The sequence below is a fragment of the Pseudomonas sp. NPDC079086 genome, assembly GCF_044542155.1.
Classification (GTDB): Bacteria; Pseudomonadota; Gammaproteobacteria; order Pseudomonadales; family Pseudomonadaceae; genus Aquipseudomonas.
Genome location: NZ_JBITTY010000009.1, coordinates 1 through 16,013, shown reverse-complemented (window position 1 = coordinate 16,013; position 16,013 = coordinate 1). Strand labels below are relative to the sequence as shown.

The window sequence follows — 16,013 nt, the reverse complement described above, 5'->3', positions numbered from 1 at the left end:
TCGATCTCCGGTCGTGGCACCGTGGTAACTGGCCGTATCGAGCGCGGTATCGTCAAGATCCAGGAAGAAATCGAGATCGTTGGTCTGCGTGATACTACCAAGACCACCTGTACCGGTGTTGAGATGTTCCGCAAGCTGCTCGACGAAGGTCGTGCTGGTGAGAACTGCGGCGTTCTGCTGCGTGGCACCAAGCGTGACGACGTTGAGCGTGGCCAGGTTCTGGTCAAGCCAGGTTCGGTTAAGCCGCACACCACTTTCACTGCAGAAGTGTATGTGTTGAGCAAAGAAGAAGGCGGTCGTCATACTCCGTTCTTCAAAGGCTACCGTCCTCAGTTCTACTTCCGTACTACTGACGTAACTGGTAACTGCGAGCTGCCGGAAGGCGTTGAGATGGTAATGCCAGGTGACAACATCCAGATGACTGTCACTCTGATCAAAACCATCGCAATGGAAGAAGGTCTGCGTTTCGCCATTCGTGAAGGCGGTCGTACCGTCGGCGCCGGCGTCGTAGCCAAGATCATCGCGTAATCGATTGATCTGTTTTGATCGGGCCGGCATAATGGTCGGCCTGATTTTGTTTTTAGGTCAGTAGCTCAATTGGCAGAGCGACGGTCTCCAAAACCGTAGGTTGGGGGTTCGATTCCCTCCTGACCTGCCATTTTCCTAGAATTTGGCGCGTCTTTTTACAGGATATTAGTAGATGAATGTTAAGGCTGAAGCCAAAGACTCTCGCTTCGATCTGCTTAAGTGGCTCGTTGTTGCTGCTCTGGTAATCGCAGGCGTAGTCGGTAATCAGTATTTCTCTGCTGAGCCTATTCTGTATCGCGTTCTTGCCTTGCTGGTAGTTGCAGCGTTGGCTGGCGTGATTGCCCTGCAAACAGCGAAAGGCAAAGCCTTTTGGGTGTTGGCAAAAGAAGCTCGCGTTGAAATCCGTAAAGTCGTTTGGCCAACTCGTCAAGAAACCACGCAGACAACGTTAATTGTTGTTGCTGTTGTTCTGGTTATGTCGCTTCTTTTGTGGGGCGTTGATTCGTTGTTGGGTTGGCTTGTTTCGTTGATTGTCGGTTAAAGGTGTCCCGTGGCTAAGCGTTGGTACGTTGTGCATGCTTACTCGGGTTACGAGAAGCATGTTATGCGCTCGCTGGTAGAGCGTGTGAAGCTCGCTGGTATGGAAGATGTTTTTGGTGAAATTCTGGTCCCTACTGAAGAAGTAGTGGAAATGCGGAATGGCCAGAAGCGTAAAAGTGAGCGCAAGTTCTTCCCTGGCTATGTGCTGGTGCAGATGGAGATGAGCGAGGCTACTTGGCATTTGATCAAGAACACCCCTCGCGTCATGGGTTTCATTGGTGGTACTGCGGATAAACCTGCGCCTATCACTGAGAAAGAAGCTGATGCCATTCTGCGTCGCGTTGCCGATAGTGGTGACAAGCCGAAGCCGAAGACATTGTTTGAGCCAGGTGAGATGGTGCGTGTGACCGATGGTCCATTTGCCGACTTCAGTGGCGTTGTTGAAGAAGTTAATTACGAGAAGAGCCGCATCCAGGTGGCAGTGACTATCTTTGGTCGCTCTACACCGGTCGAGCTGGAGTTCAGTCAGGTCGAGAAGGCATAACTGACATAAGCATCCCTTACCCCGCAGCCCTGGGCTGCGGGGTTTTGTCGTCACTGGGATAAATAGGCAATAACTGGGGAGCCGAAAGGCGCTAGAACCCAAAACTGGAGTAGCTCATGGCTAAGAAAATTACGGCTTATATCAAGCTGCAAGTAAAGGCTGCGCAAGCCAACCCGTCGCCACCCGTAGGCCCGGCTCTGGGTCAGCATGGCGTTAACATCATGGAATTCTGCAAGGCGTTCAATGCCCGTACCCAAGGCATGGAACCTGGTCTGCCGACTCCAGTGATCATCACTGTTTATAGCGACCGTAGCTTCACCTTTGAAACCAAAAGCACCCCTGCTTCGGTTCTGCTGAAGAAGGCTGCAGGCCTGACCAGTGGTTCGGCTCGTCCGAACACCGTTAAGGTTGGCACTGTGACTCGTGCTCAGCTGGAAGAGATCGCCAAAACCAAACAGGCTGATCTGACTGCCGCTGATATGGATGCAGCTGTGCGTACTATCGCCGGCTCCGCTCGTAGCATGGGCCTCAACGTGGAGGGTGTGTAATGGCTAAGTTGACCAAGCGCCAAAAGGCAATCGCTGAGAAAGTTGAAGCTGGCAAGGCTTACAACTTTGTTGAAGCGGCCGCTCTGCTGGCTGAGCTGTCTGCAGTCAAGTTCTCTGAGTCGGTAGATATCGCCGTCAACCTCGGTGTTGATCCGCGTAAATCTGACCAGGTTGTTCGTGGCGCTACCGTGCTGCCGAACGGTTCGGGCAAAAGCGTTCGCGTTGCCGTGTTCACCCAGGGTCCAGCTGCTGAAGCCGCTCTGGCTGCCGGCGCTGACCGCGTAGGTATGGACGATTTGGCTGCCGAAATGAAAGGCGGCGACCTGAACTATGACGTGGTAATTGCTTCTCCGGATGCAATGCGCGTTGTTGGTCAGTTGGGTCAAGTGCTCGGCCCGCGTGGCCTGATGCCTAACCCTAAAGTCGGTACCGTTACCCCTGACGTAGCTACCGCTGTGAAGAATGCCAAGGCTGGTCAAGTACGTTTCCGTACTGACAAGAACGGCATCATCCACGGTTCCGTCGGCAAGGTTGGTTTTGACGCCGAGAAGCTGAAGCAGAACGTTGAAGCGCTGATTTCTGACCTCAAGCGTCTGAAGCCATCGACTTCGAAAGGCATCTACGTCAAGCGCGTAACCCTGAGCACCACCATGGGTCCAGGTCTGGTCATCGACCAAGGCTCGCTCGACGCGTAATACATAGACGCAGCGCAAGTGATTGCGCTGCTTCGATACTTTGGGGTCCCTGCTTTGCGGGGGCTATCCAAGACCGTAGGTGGCGAAAGTCTTAAAGTAACAGCCTACGCAGATGGTGCTCCCGGTTCCTTACCGAATCAGACACCAAAACGACATCCGGCTTCGGCCAGATGAAACGGTAACAAGCAGGAGTTAAACCCGTGGCAATTAAACTCGAAGACAAGAAAGCCATCGTCGCTGAAGTCAACGAGGCTGCCAAAGTCGCCCTGTCCGCTGTCGTGGCTGATGCCCGTGGTGTGACTGTAGGCGCTATGACCGGACTCCGTAAAGAGGCCCGCGAAGCTGGCGTATACGTGCGTGTTGTACGTAATACCCTGCTCAAGCGCGCTGTTGAAGGCACTGATTACTCGGTCCTCAACGACGTGTTCAAAGGCCCGACCCTGATTGCATTCTCCAAAGAACATCCGGGCGCTGCTGCTCGTATTTTCAAAGAGTTCGCCAAGGGTCAGGACAAGTTCGAGATTAAGGCAGCTGCGTTTGAGGGCAAGTTCCTCGCAGCAAACGAGATCGACGTTTTGGCTTCGCTGCCAACTCGCGACGAAGCCATTGCGAAGCTGATGAGCGTGATTCAAGGCGCTACCAGCAAGCTGGCTCGTACTCTGGCGGCCATTCGCGACCAGAAAGAAGCTACCGCTGCTTAAGGCATCGCAAACTCTTTCAAAATCATATGTTTAATTTGATGGCTGCGTAGGCTGTCACCCCAATACAGGATTTAAAGTCATGTCTCTGACTAACGAGCAAATCATCGAAGCAATCGGCCAGAAAACCGTTCTGGAAGTTGTTGAGCTGATCAAAGCAATGGAAGAAACCTTCGGCGTTACCGCTGCTGTTGCCGCTGCTGGCCCAGCTGCTGCTGCCGCTGTTGTTGAAGAGCAAACCGAATTCAACGTGATGTTGCTTGAAGCCGGCGAGAAGAAAGTAAACGTGATCAAGGCAGTTCGTGAACTGACCGGTCTGGGCCTGAAAGAAGCCAAGGCTGTAGTTGACGGCGCTCCTGCCATGGTTCTGGAAGCTGTTGCGAAAGACGCAGCTGACAAAGCCAAAGCTGCTTTGGAAGAAGCTGGCGCCAAAGTCGAGCTCAAGTAAGCGACGACCTTGCGTCTACAGCCGAAGCGACTCGCGTAAGGCTGATGGCTGGTGGCTTTTGCCACCGGCCTTTTTCCGTTCTAGGTCGGCGAATCATTCGCGGGTCTGGAGCGCGAAATACCCGCCCGATGTGGCGGCGCAAACCTAGGGTTTGCAAGAGTTTCTGGCAACTCCCGTCGGAGGGGCCAAATAAGCAGGTGACCAAGCTGGGGAACGCTGATGGCTTACTCATATACTGAGAAAAAACGTATCCGCAAGGACTTTAGCAAGTTGCCGGATGTCATGGATGTGCCTTATCTCCTGGCCATCCAGCTGGATTCGTATCGCGAATTCCTGCAGGCAGGGGCGACCAAGGACCAGTTCCGCGACATTGGCCTGCATGCGGCCTTCAAGTCTGTTTTCCCGATTATCAGCTATTCCGGCAATGCTGCTCTGGAGTATGTCGGTTATCGCCTGGGCGAGCCGGCTTTTGATGTCAAGGAATGTACGCTGCGTGGCGTGACCTATGCCGTGCCGCTGCGGGTTAAAGTCCGTCTGATCATTTTCGACAAAGAATCGTCGAACAAAGCGATCAAGGACATCAAAGAGCAAGAAGTGTACATGGGCGAAATTCCGCTCATGACCGAGAACGGTACCTTCGTTATTAACGGTACCGAGCGCGTTATCGTCTCCCAGTTGCACCGCTCCCCAGGCGTGTTCTTCGACCACGACCGTGGCAAGACGCACAGCTCGGGCAAGCTGCTGTACTCGGCGCGAATCATTCCTTACCGCGGCTCATGGCTGGACTTCGAGTTCGATCCGAAGGACGCCGTGTTTGTACGTATCGACCGTCGTCGCAAGCTGCCGGCTTCCGTGCTGCTGCGCGCGCTGGGTTACAGCACTGAAGAAGTGCTGGACGCGTTCTATGCGACCAACGTTTTCCACGTTAAGGGCGAATCCCTTAACTTGGAATTGGTTCCGCAGCGTCTGCGTGGTGAAATTGCCGTTCTCGACATCTTGGATGACAAAGGCAAGGTCATCGTTGAGCAAGGCCGCCGGATTACCGCGCGCCACATCAACCAGCTGGACAAGGCCGGCATCAAAGAGCTGGAAGTGCCGATCGATTACCTGATCGGTCGTACCTCGGCCAAGGCCATCGTGCACCCAGCTACCGGTGAAATCATTGCTGAGTGCAACACCGAGCTGAACGTCGAGATCCTGGCCAAGGTGGTCAAGGCTCAGGTTGTGCGCATCGAAACGCTGTACACCAACGACATCGATTGCGGCCCGTTCATCTCCGATACCCTGAAGATCGACAGCACCACCAATCAGTTGGAGGCGCTGGTCGAGATCTACCGCATGATGCGTCCTGGCGAGCCGCCAACCAAGGATGCTGCCGAGACCCTGTTCAACAATCTGTTCTTCAGTGCTGAGCGTTACGACCTGTCGGCCGTAGGCCGCATGAAGTTCAACCGTCGTATCGGTCGTACCGAGATCGAAGGTTCAGGCGTGCTGAGCAAGGAAGATATCGTCGCGGTTCTCAAGACCCTCGTCGACATCCGCAACGGCAAAGGCATCGTCGATGACATCGACCACCTGGGTAACCGTCGTGTTCGCTGCGTAGGCGAAATGGCCGAAAACCAGTTCCGCGTTGGTCTGGTGCGCGTTGAGCGTGCGGTCAAAGAGCGTCTGTCGATGGCTGAAAGCGAAGGCTTGATGCCGCAGGACCTGATCAACGCCAAGCCGGTTGCGGCGGCGGTGAAAGAGTTCTTCGGTTCCAGCCAGCTCTCGCAGTTCATGGACCAGAACAACCCGCTCTCCGAGATCACCCACAAGCGCCGTGTTTCGGCTCTTGGCCCGGGTGGCCTGACCCGTGAGCGTGCTGGCTTCGAAGTCCGTGACGTACACCCGACCCATTACGGCCGCGTGTGCCCGATCGAGACTCCTGAAGGTCCGAACATCGGTCTGATCAACTCCCTGGCAGCCTATGCTCGCACCAACCAGTATGGCTTCCTCGAGAGCCCGTACCGTGTGGTGAAAGACACCCTGGTTACCGACGAAATTGTGTTCCTGTCCGCTATCGAAGAGGCCGATCACGTGATCGCCCAGGCTTCGGCGACCATGAACAACAAAGGTCAGCTGGTTGATGAGTTGGTGGCCGTACGTCACCTCAACGAATTCACCGTTAAAGCGCCTGAAGACGTCACCCTGATGGACGTATCACCTAAGCAGGTAGTTTCGGTTGCCGCTTCGTTGATCCCGTTCCTCGAGCACGACGACGCCAACCGTGCGTTGATGGGTTCGAACATGCAGCGTCAGGCTGTACCGACTCTGCGCGCTGACAAGCCGCTGGTCGGTACCGGCATGGAGCGCAACGTAGCGCGCGACTCCGGCGTTTGCGTCGTGGCTCGTCGTGGCGGTGTGATCGATTCCGTCGATGCCAGCCGTGTTGTAGTTCGCGTCAATGACGACGAAGTTGAAACTGGCGAAGCCGGTGTCGACATCTATAACCTGACCAAGTACACCCGCTCCAACCAGAACACCTGCATCAACCAGCGTCCGCTGGTGAGCAAAGGTGACAAGGTTGAGCGCAGCGACATCCTGGCTGACGGCCCGTCCACCGACATGGGTGAGCTGGCTCTGGGTCAGAACATGCGCGTCGCGTTCATGCCGTGGAACGGTTACAACTTCGAAGACTCCATCTGCCTCTCCGAGCGCGTGGTGCAAGAAGATCGTTTCACCACTATCCACATTCAGGAACTGACCTGTGTGGCGCGTGACACCAAGCTCGGCTCGGAAGAAATCACTTCTGACATCCCGAACGTCGGTGAGTCGGCACTGAACAAGCTGGACGAAGCAGGCATCGTGTATGTCGGCGCTGAAGTCGGTCCTGGCGACATTCTGGTCGGCAAGGTCACGCCAAAAGGCGAGACCCAACTGACTCCAGAAGAGAAGCTGCTGCGTGCGATCTTCGGTGAGAAGGCGTCTGACGTTAAAGACACCTCCCTGCGCGTGCCAACTGGCACCAAAGGTACCGTTATCGACGTACAGGTCTTCACCCGTGACGGCGTTGAGCGTGATGCTCGTGCTCTGTCGATCGAGAAGAGCCAGCTCGACGAGATCCGTAAGGATCTGAACGAAGAGTTCCGCATCGTTGAAGGCGCAACCTTCGAACGTCTACGTTCCGCTCTGGTTGGCAAGAAAGCCGAAGGCGGCGCTGGCCTGAAGAAGGGTGCAGAAGTCACCGACGAGTTCCTCGACGGCCTCGAGCGCGGCCAGTGGTTCAAGCTGCGTATGGCTGACGATGCACTGAACGAGCAGTTGGAAAAGGCTCAGGCCTACATTTCCGACCGCCGTCAGCTGCTCGACGACAAGTTCGAAGACAAAAAACGCAAGCTGCAGCAGGGCGATGACCTGGCACCAGGCGTACTGAAGATCGTCAAGGTTTACCTGGCAATCCGTCGTCGCATCCAGCCGGGTGACAAGATGGCTGGTCGTCACGGTAACAAGGGTGTTGTCTCGGTGATCATGCCGGTTGAAGACATGCCGCACGACATCCACGGTACTCCGGTCGACATCGTACTGAACCCGCTGGGCGTACCGTCGCGTATGAACGTTGGGCAGATCCTCGAAACCCACCTCGGCCTCGCGGCCAAAGGTCTGGGCGAGAAGATCAACCGCATGCTCGAAGAGCAACGCAAGGTCGCTGAGCTGCGCAAGTTCATGCAGCAGATCTACAACGAGATCGGCGGTCGTCAGGAAAGCCTGGATGAACTGAGTGATCAGGAAATCCTGCGTTTGGCGCACAACCTCAAAGGCGGTGTGCCAATGGCCACCCCGGTGTTCGACGGTGCCAAGGAAAGCGAAATCAAGGCCATGCTGAAACTGGCAGATCTGCCTGAAAGCGGCCAGATGCGCTTGATCGACGGTCGTACTGGTAACCAGTTCGAGCGCCCGACCACCGTTGGCTACATGTACATGCTGAAACTGAACCACCTGGTGGACGACAAGATGCACGCGCGTTCCACGGGTTCCTACAGCCTGGTTACTCAGCAGCCGCTGGGTGGTAAGGCGCAGTTCGGTGGTCAGCGCTTCGGGGAGATGGAGGTCTGGGCGCTGGAAGCTTACGGCGCCGCCTACACCCTGCAGGAAATGCTGACCGTGAAGTCGGACGACGTGAACGGCCGTACCAAGATGTACAAAAACATCGTGGACGGTGATCACCGTATGGAGCCGGGCATGCCCGAGTCCTTCAACGTACTGATCAAAGAGATCCGTTCGCTGGGTATCGACATCGATCTGGAAACCGAATAACACGTGACGCGAATCGGCGGTGGAGCACTTTGCTCCATCGCCAGCTCCGCCAGGAGGAAAGGCCTTGAAAGACCTACTGAATTTGCTGAAAAACCAGGGTCAAGTCGAAGAGTTCGACGCCATCCGTATTGGGTTGGCATCGCCTGAGATGATCCGTTCGTGGTCGTTCGGTGAAGTTAAAAAGCCGGAAACCATCAACTACCGTACGTTCAAGCCTGAGCGTGACGGCCTGTTCTGCGCCAAGATCTTTGGCCCGGTTAAGGATTACGAGTGCCTGTGCGGTAAGTACAAGCGCTTGAAGCATCGCGGCGTGATCTGCGAGAAGTGTGGCGTTGAAGTTGCACTGGCCAAGGTTCGTCGTGAGCGCATGGCGCACATCGAACTGGCTTCGCCGGTTGCCCACATCTGGTTCCTCAAGTCCCTGCCGAGCCGTATCGGCTTGCTGATGGACATGACCCTGCGTGATATCGAGCGCGTTCTCTATTTCGAGAGCTATGTCGTTATCGATCCGGGCATGACTACCCTTGAAAAAGGCCAGCTGCTGAACGACGAGCAGTACTTCGAAGCCCTCGAAGAGTTCGGTGATGACTTCGACGCCCGTATGGGTGCTGAAGCCGTTCGCGAACTGCTGCACGCGATTGACCTGGAGCACGAGATTGGCCGTCTGCGCGAAGAGATTCCGCAAACCAACTCCGAAACCAAGATCAAGAAGCTGTCCAAGCGTCTGAAGTTGATGGAAGCCTTCCTCGGTTCCGGCAACCTGCCTGAGTGGATGGTGTTGACCGTTCTGCCGGTTCTGCCGCCAGATCTGCGTCCGCTGGTTCCGCTCGACGGTGGCCGTTTCGCGACCTCGGATCTCAACGATCTGTATCGCCGCGTGATCAACCGTAACAACCGCTTGAAGCGCCTGCTTGATCTGTCCGCGCCGGACATCATCGTGCGCAACGAAAAGCGCATGCTGCAAGAAGCGGTCGACGCCCTGCTCGACAACGGCCGTCGTGGTCGCGCCATCACTGGCTCGAACAAGCGTCCGCTGAAATCCTTGGCTGACATGATCAAGGGTAAGCAAGGTCGTTTCCGTCAGAACTTGCTCGGTAAGCGCGTGGACTACTCCGGTCGTTCCGTTATTACCGTGGGCCCGACTCTGCGTCTGCACCAGTGCGGTCTGCCGAAGAAGATGGCCCTCGAGCTGTTCAAGCCGTTCATTTTCGGCAAGCTGGAAATGCGTGGTCTCGCGACCACCATCAAGGCCGCGAAGAAGATGGTCGAGCGCGAGCTGCCAGAGGTTTGGGACGTTCTCGCCGAAGTGATTCGCGAACACCCCGTGCTGCTCAACCGTGCACCAACCCTTCACCGTCTGGGCATCCAGGCGTTTGAACCGGTACTGATCGAAGGTAAGGCCATCCAACTGCACCCGCTGGTCTGCGCCGCGTACAACGCCGACTTCGACGGTGACCAGATGGCTGTGCACGTACCGCTGACGCTGGAAGCCCAGCTGGAAGCGCGTGCGTTGATGATGTCGACCAACAACATTCTGTCGCCAGCCAACGGTGAGCCAATCATCGTTCCGTCGCAGGACGTTGTATTAGGTCTGTACTACATGACCCGCGAAGCGATTAACGCCAAAGGCGAAGGCCGCGTATTCGCTGACCTGCAGGAAGTTGACCGGGTTTTCCGTGGTGGCGAAGCCTCGCTGCATGCTCGCGTCAAAGTGCGCATCAACGAAGTGATCAAAGATCGCGACGGCACCATCACCAAGAACACCCGTATCGTCGACACCACTGTCGGTCGCGCGCTGCTGTTCCAAATCGTTCCGGATGGCCTGTCGTATGACGTGGTCAACCAGTCGATGAAGAAGAAGGCGATCTCCAAGCTGATCAACCAGTGCTACCGCACTGTTGGCTTGAAAGACACCGTAATCTTCGCTGACCAGCTGATGTACACCGGTTTCGCTTACTCGACTATCTCGGGTGTGTCGATCGGTGTGAACGACTTCGTTATCCCGGATGAGAAGGCGCGCATCATTGACGCCGCTACCGAGGAAGTTAAAGAGATCGAATCGCAGTACGCCTCCGGCCTGGTAACCCAGGGCGAGAAGTACAACAAGGTGATCGACCTCTGGTCCAAGGCCAACGATGAAGTATCCAAGGCGATGATGGCCAACCTCTCGAAAGAGAAAGTGGTTGATCGCGAAGGTAATACTGTTGACCAAGAGTCCTTCAACTCGATGTACATGATGGCTGACTCCGGTGCTCGTGGTAGCGCCGCGCAGATCCGCCAGCTGGCAGGTATGCGTGGTCTGATGGCCAAGCCAGACGGCTCGATCATCGAAACGCCGATCACCGCGAACTTCCGCGAAGGTCTGTCGGTTCTGCAGTACTTCATCTCGACGCACGGTGCTCGTAAGGGTCTTGCGGATACCGCGTTGAAAACCGCTAACTCCGGTTACCTGACTCGTCGTCTGGTCGACGTGGCGCAGGATCTGGTGGTTACCGCAATCGATTGCGGCACCGAGCACGGTCTGCTGATGACGCCGCACATTGAAGGCGGTGACGTGGTTGAGCCGCTGGGTGAGCGCGTACTGGGTCGAGTAATCGCCCGTGACGTGTTCAAGCCAGGCACCGAAGACGTTATCGTTCCAGCCGGTACTCTGGTTGACGAGCAGTGGGTTGAATTCATCGAGCTGAACAGCATTGACGAAGTGATTGTGCGTTCGCCGATCAGCTGTGAAACCCGCTACGGCATCTGCGCCAAGTGCTACGGTCGCGACCTGGCACGTGGTCACCAGATCAACATCGGTGAAGCAGTTGGTGTTATCGCTGCCCAGTCGATCGGTGAGCCGGGTACCCAGCTGACCATGCGTACCTTCCACATCGGTGGTGCGGCAAGCCGGACCTCGGCTGCTGACAGCGTACAAGTGAAGAACGGTGGTGCGATTCGCCTGCACAACCTGAAGCACGTTGAGCGTGTCGACGGCAACCTGGTGGCGGTTTCCCGCTCCGGCGAACTGGCGATTGCCGACGAGTTCGGTCGTGAGCGCGAGCGCTACAAGCTGCCGTACGGTGCCGTGATTTCTGTGAAGGAAGGCGACAAGGTCGACGCTGGCGTCATCGTCGCCAAGTGGGACCCGCACACCCACCCGATCGTTACCGAAATGAAAGGTACCGTGACCTACGTGGGCATGGAAGAAGGCATCACCATCAAGCGTCAGACCGACGAATTGACCGGTTTGACCAACATCGAAGTCCTCGATCCGAAAGATCGTCCGGCTGCCGGCAAAGACATTCGTCCTGCGGTGAAGATGGTTGGCGAAGATGGTAAGGATCTGCTGCTGCCAGGTACCGACGTACTGGCTCAGTACTTCCTGCCGGCAAACGCCCTAGTGGGTGTGGCGAACGGTGCGAAGATCGCGATCGGTGATGTTATCGCTCGTATCCCGCAAGAAACTTCGAAGACCCGCGACATCACCGGTGGTCTGCCGCGCGTTGCCGACTTGTTCGAAGCGCGTCGTCCGAAAGAAGCCTCGATTCTGGCTGAAATCAGCGGCACCATCGCGTTCGGTAAAGAGACCAAAGGCAAGCGCCGTCTGGTCATTACCCCGAACGACGGTAGCGATCCGTACGAAGAGCTGATTCCGAAGTGGCGTCACCTGAACGTGTTCGAAGGTGAGCAGGTCAACAAGGGCGAAGTTATCTCCGACGGTCCGAGCGATCCGCACGATATCCTGCGCTTGCTGGGTGTCAGCGCGCTGGCCAAGTACATCGTCAACGAGATCCAGGACGTGTACCGCCTGCAGGGCGTGAAGATCAACGACAAGCACATCGAAACCATCCTGCGCCAGATGCTGCGCAAGGTTGAAGTGGCTGAGTCGGGCGATTCCAGCTTCATCAAGGGCGACCAGATGGAGTTGACCGCGGTACTGGGTGAGAACGAGCGTCTGGCTGCAGAAGACAAGTTCGTTGCCAAGTACACCCGCGTTCTGCTGGGTATCACCAAGGCGTCGTTGTCGACCGAGTCGTTTATCTCGGCGGCATCCTTCCAGGAAACTACCCGCGTTCTTACCGAAGCGGCCGTTACTGGCAAGCGCGATTACCTGCGTGGCCTGAAAGAAAACGTGGTTGTGGGTCGTCTGATCCCAGCCGGTACCGGTCTGGCTTATCACAGCGAGCGCAAGCGCAAGCGTGAAGCGGCTCAGCCAGTACGTGTTAGCGCCAGTGAAGTGGAAGCCGCACTGACCGAAGCGCTGAACTCCAGCAGTAATTAAGTACAAAGCCCCGCTAGTTTGCTAGCGGGGCTTTGTCTTGACTGGGGCGGTGAGTCTCTTTAGACTCATGCACCCCTAAATTTGGCAGGGCACGTGCTCTGCCATTTTGTTTGTAGGGCAATAGCGTCGCAAGACAACAGTGGAGCTTAAGATGGCAACTATCAACCAGCTGGTACGTCAGCCGCGTAAGCGTATCGTCGAGAAATCCGACGTGCCTGCGCTGCAGAACTGCCCGCAGCGTCGTGGTGTGTGCACTCGCGTGTATACCACTACGCCGAAAAAACCTAACTCGGCACTGCGTAAAGTATGCCGTGTACGCCTGACCAACGGTTTCGAGGTTTCCTCGTACATCGGCGGTGAAGGCCACAACCTGCAAGAGCACAGCGTCGTACTGATTCGCGGCGGCCGTGTAAAAGACTTGCCAGGTGTGCGTTATCACACCGTGCGCGGTTCGCTGGATACCTCCGGCGTTAAAGACCGTAAGCAGGGTCGTTCGAAGTACGGTACCAAGCGTCCGAAGTAATAGGCGTCTGAAGTACCCGGTGCGTGCACCGAATTGCAGTTTTTTATTTATCTGAGTCGATAAGAGTAAGGTCGGGCATCCATCTAGCGATGCAGTCCCGGGCTAACCTGAAGACCGTTTGAGGGCTTATCAAATGCCAAGACGTCGTGTAGCAGCCAAGCGCGAAGTGCTTGACGATCCAAAATACGGAAGCCAAATCCTGGCCAAGTTCATGAACCACGTGATGGAAAGCGGCAAGAAAGCCGTTGCCGAGCGTATCGTTTATGGCGCCCTGGACAAGGTTAAAGAGCGTAAGAACAGCGATCCCCTGGAAATCTTCGAGAAAGCTCTCGACGCCATCGCTCCGCTGGTCGAAGTGAAGTCGCGCCGTGTAGGCGGTGCTACTTACCAGGTTCCGGTCGAAGTTCGTCCGTCCCGTCGTAATGCTCTTGCCATGCGCTGGCTGGTAGATTTCGCCCGTAAGCGTGGCGAGAAGTCTATGGCTCTGCGTTTGGCTGGCGAATTGCTGGATGCCGCTGAAGGCAAAGGTGCTGCAGTTAAGAAGCGTGAAGACGTGCACCGTATGGCTGAAGCCAACAAGGCTTTCTCGCACTACCGCTTCTAATTATCGCGCTTCTAAATTTGCGAGGGCTTTATGGCTCGTACTACACCGATTAACCGTTACCGTAACATCGGTATCGTGGCTCACGTGGACGCGGGTAAAACCACGACCACCGAGCGTGTGCTTTTCTATACCGGTAAAAGCCACAAGATGGGCGAGGTGCATGACGGCGCCGCGACCACAGACTGGATGGTGCAGGAGCAGGAGCGTGGTATTACCATCACTTCCGCTGCCATTACCGCCTTCTGGAAAGGTTCCGAGAAGCAGTACAAAGACGAGCACCGCTTCAACGTCATCGATACCCCCGGCCACGTTGACTTCACTATTGAAGTAGAGCGTTCGCTGCGCGTACTCGACGGCGCTGTTGTTGTGTTCTGTGGTACCTCGGGCGTTGAGCCTCAGTCGGAAACCGTATGGCGTCAGGCCAACAAGTACGGTGTTCCGCGTCTTGTTTATGTCAACAAGATGGACCGTGCCGGCGCTGACTTCCTGCGCGTGATCGGTCAGATCAAACAGCGTCTGGGTCACACTCCGGTGCCGATCCAGTTGGCTATCGGTGCTGAAGATAACTTCCAGGGTCAGATCGATCTGATCAACATGCAAGCTGTCTATTGGAACGATTCTGACAAAGGCATGGTCCCTGTTCGCAAGGACATTCCAGCTGAATTGCTGGAAGAGGCCGAGAAGTGGCGCGGCAACATGGTTGAGGCTGCGGCCGAAGCCAGCGAAGAACTGATGAACAAGTACCTTGAAGGTGAAGAGCTCACCAATGAGGAAATCAAGGCTGCTCTGCGCCAGCGTACTATCGCGGGTGAGATCGTCTTGGCTGTTTGCGGTTCCTCCTTCAAGAACAAGGGTGTTCCCCTGGTTCTCGACGCCGTTATCGACTTCCTGCCTGCTCCAACCGACATTCCTGCTATCAAGGGTACCAACCCGGATAACGAGGAAGAGGAAATGGAGCGTCATGCGGACGACAGCGAGCCGTTCTCGGCTCTGGCGTTCAAGATCGCTACCGATCCATTCGTGGGTACCTTGACCTTCGTTCGCGTTTACTCGGGCGTGTTGGCCTCCGGTGACGGCGTGATCAACTCGGTTAAGGGCAAAAAAGAGCGCGTGGGTCGTATGGTGCAAATGCACGCAAACGCCCGCGAAGAAATCAAGGAAGTTCGCGCTGGTGACATCGCGGCCTTGATCGGCATGAAGGATGTCACCACTGGTGAGACTCTGTGCAACGCTGACAGGCCAATCATCCTGGTTCGCATGGACTTCCCGGAGCCGGTTATTTCGGTTGCCGTAGAGCCTAAGACCAAGGACGACCAGGAAAAAATGGGTATCGCTCTGGGCAAGCTTGCTCAGGAAGATCCATCTTTCCGCGTTAAAACTGATGAAGAGACTGGTCAGACGATCATCTCCGGTATGGGCGAGTTGCACCTGGACATCCTGGTCGACCGCATGCGCCGCGAGTTCAACGTTGAAGCCAACATCGGTAAGCCTCAGGTTTCCTATCGTGAGCGCATCACGAAGAACTGTGAAATCGAAGGCAAGTTCGTGCGTCAGTCCGGTGGTCGTGGTCAGTTCGGTCACTGCTGGGTTCGCTTTGCGCCTGCTGACGAAGGTCAGGAAGGTCTGCAGTTCGTGAACGAAGTAGTGGGTGGTGTGATTCCGAAGGAATACATCCCGGCTATCCAGAAGGGTATCGAAGAGCAGATGAAGAACGGCGTTGTTGCCGGTTATCCGCTGATCGGCCTGAAGGCTACCGTGTTCGATGGTTCCTACCACGACGTCGACTCTAACGAGATGGCGTTCAAGGTGGCTGCTTCCATGGCGACCAAGCAACTGGCCCAGAAGGGCGGTGGTGAGTTGCTCGAGCCGATCATGGCGGTAGAGGTTGTTACCCCGGAAGACTACATGGGTGATGTGATGGGCGACCTTAACCGTCGTCGTGGCATGATCCTGGGTATGGAGGACACAATCTCCGGCAAGGTGATTCGTGCTGAAGTTCCGCTGGGTGAGATGTTCGGTTATGCGACCGACGTCCGTTCCATGTCTCAGGGTCGCGCAAGCTACTCCATGGAATTCAAAAAATACAATACGGCTCCGTCGCACATCGTCGAGTCGGTAACCAAAAAACAAGGCTGATTCAGCCCCTTTAAGCTAGGAGTTAATTGTCGTGGCTAAAGAAAAATTTGAACGTAACAAACCGCACGTCAACGTTGGCACTATCGGTCACGTTGACCACGGTAAAACCACTCTGACCGCTGCTCTGACCCGCGTCTGCTCCGAAGTATTCGGTTCGGCCAAGGTTGACTTCGACAAGATCGACAGCGCCCC

General features: G+C 55.9%; 13 protein-coding genes and 1 tRNA gene. All 14 read left to right on the top strand.

Annotation, left to right across the window (positions count from 1 at the left end; translation table 11 throughout):
• The coding region (locus ACIGEK_RS22155; protein WP_397494646.1) for an EF-Tu/IF-2/RF-3 family GTPase at positions 1–528 on the top strand (528 nt) is incomplete at its 5' end.
• Between the two features lie 54 nt (positions 529–582).
• Positions 583–658, top strand: a tRNA-Trp gene (locus ACIGEK_RS22150).
• Positions 659–700: 42 nt separating this feature from the next.
• Positions 701–1,069, top strand: a complete 369-nt coding sequence (secE, locus tag ACIGEK_RS22145; protein ID WP_397495398.1) for a preprotein translocase subunit SecE — start codon at positions 701–703, stop codon at positions 1,067–1,069.
• A 9-nt stretch (positions 1,070–1,078) separates the two neighbouring features.
• Complete coding sequence (nusG, locus tag ACIGEK_RS22140) at positions 1,079–1,612, top strand: transcription termination/antitermination protein NusG (protein WP_090256278.1); 534 nt, start codon at positions 1,079–1,081, stop codon at positions 1,610–1,612.
• 116 nt (positions 1,613–1,728) lie between these two features.
• Positions 1,729–2,160, top strand: coding sequence for a 50S ribosomal protein L11 (rplK, locus tag ACIGEK_RS22135; RefSeq protein WP_069522401.1), 432 nt, complete (start codon positions 1,729–1,731; stop codon positions 2,158–2,160).
• Positions 2,160–2,855 carry a 50S ribosomal protein L1 gene (rplA, locus tag ACIGEK_RS22130; RefSeq protein WP_397495397.1) on the top strand — a complete coding sequence of 232 codons (696 nt, stop codon included), beginning with the start codon at positions 2,160–2,162 and terminating at the stop codon, positions 2,853–2,855. Before rplK ends, rplA begins: the two co-directional genes overlap by 1 nt.
• Positions 2,856–3,055: 200 nt before the next feature.
• Positions 3,056–3,556, top strand: a complete 501-nt coding sequence (gene rplJ, locus ACIGEK_RS22125; RefSeq protein WP_090377397.1) for a 50S ribosomal protein L10 — start codon at positions 3,056–3,058, stop codon at positions 3,554–3,556.
• A 79-nt stretch (positions 3,557–3,635) separates the two neighbouring features.
• Positions 3,636–4,001 (top strand): 50S ribosomal protein L7/L12, encoded by a 366-nt coding sequence (gene rplL, locus ACIGEK_RS22120; RefSeq protein ID WP_069522395.1) that lies wholly within the window; start codon positions 3,636–3,638, stop codon positions 3,999–4,001.
• 219 nt (positions 4,002–4,220) lie between these two features.
• Complete coding sequence (rpoB, locus tag ACIGEK_RS22115) at positions 4,221–8,294, top strand: DNA-directed RNA polymerase subunit beta (protein ID WP_090256281.1); 4,074 nt, start codon at positions 4,221–4,223, stop codon at positions 8,292–8,294.
• A 64-nt stretch (positions 8,295–8,358) separates the two neighbouring features.
• Positions 8,359–12,558 carry a DNA-directed RNA polymerase subunit beta' gene (gene rpoC / locus ACIGEK_RS22110; RefSeq protein WP_397495396.1) on the top strand — a complete coding sequence of 1,400 codons (4,200 nt, stop codon included), beginning with the start codon at positions 8,359–8,361 and terminating at the stop codon, positions 12,556–12,558.
• Between the two features lie 151 nt (positions 12,559–12,709).
• Positions 12,710–13,081 carry a 30S ribosomal protein S12 gene (rpsL, locus tag ACIGEK_RS22105; protein WP_003463319.1) on the top strand — a complete coding sequence of 124 codons (372 nt, stop codon included), beginning with the start codon at positions 12,710–12,712 and terminating at the stop codon, positions 13,079–13,081.
• Positions 13,082–13,214: 133 nt separating this feature from the next.
• Positions 13,215–13,685, top strand: coding sequence for a 30S ribosomal protein S7 (gene rpsG / locus ACIGEK_RS22100; protein ID WP_010490886.1), 471 nt, complete (start codon positions 13,215–13,217; stop codon positions 13,683–13,685).
• Between the two features lie 30 nt (positions 13,686–13,715).
• Positions 13,716–15,821 carry an elongation factor G gene (gene fusA, locus ACIGEK_RS22095; RefSeq protein ID WP_397495395.1) on the top strand — a complete coding sequence of 702 codons (2,106 nt, stop codon included), beginning with the start codon at positions 13,716–13,718 and terminating at the stop codon, positions 15,819–15,821.
• Between the two features lie 31 nt (positions 15,822–15,852).
• Positions 15,853–16,013: GTP-binding protein (locus tag ACIGEK_RS22090; protein WP_309109606.1), on the top strand; the 161-nt coding region annotated here is incomplete at its 3' end.

Coding starts and splice junctions, on each gene's coding strand:
- secE (WP_397495398.1), top strand. CDS start 701: ATGAATGTTAAGGCTGAAGCCAAAGACTCTCGCTTCGATCTGCTTAAG.
- rplK (WP_069522401.1), top strand. CDS start 1,729: ATGGCTAAGAAAATTACGGCTTATATCAAGCTGCAAGTAAAGGCTGCG.
- rplA (WP_397495397.1), top strand. CDS start 2,160: ATGGCTAAGTTGACCAAGCGCCAAAAGGCAATCGCTGAGAAAGTTGAA.
- rplL (WP_069522395.1), top strand. CDS start 3,636: ATGTCTCTGACTAACGAGCAAATCATCGAAGCAATCGGCCAGAAAACC.
- rpoB (WP_090256281.1), top strand. CDS start 4,221: ATGGCTTACTCATATACTGAGAAAAAACGTATCCGCAAGGACTTTAGC.
- rpsL (WP_003463319.1), top strand. CDS start 12,710: ATGGCAACTATCAACCAGCTGGTACGTCAGCCGCGTAAGCGTATCGTC.
- rpsG (WP_010490886.1), top strand. CDS start 13,215: ATGCCAAGACGTCGTGTAGCAGCCAAGCGCGAAGTGCTTGACGATCCA.
- fusA (WP_397495395.1), top strand. CDS start 13,716: ATGGCTCGTACTACACCGATTAACCGTTACCGTAACATCGGTATCGTG.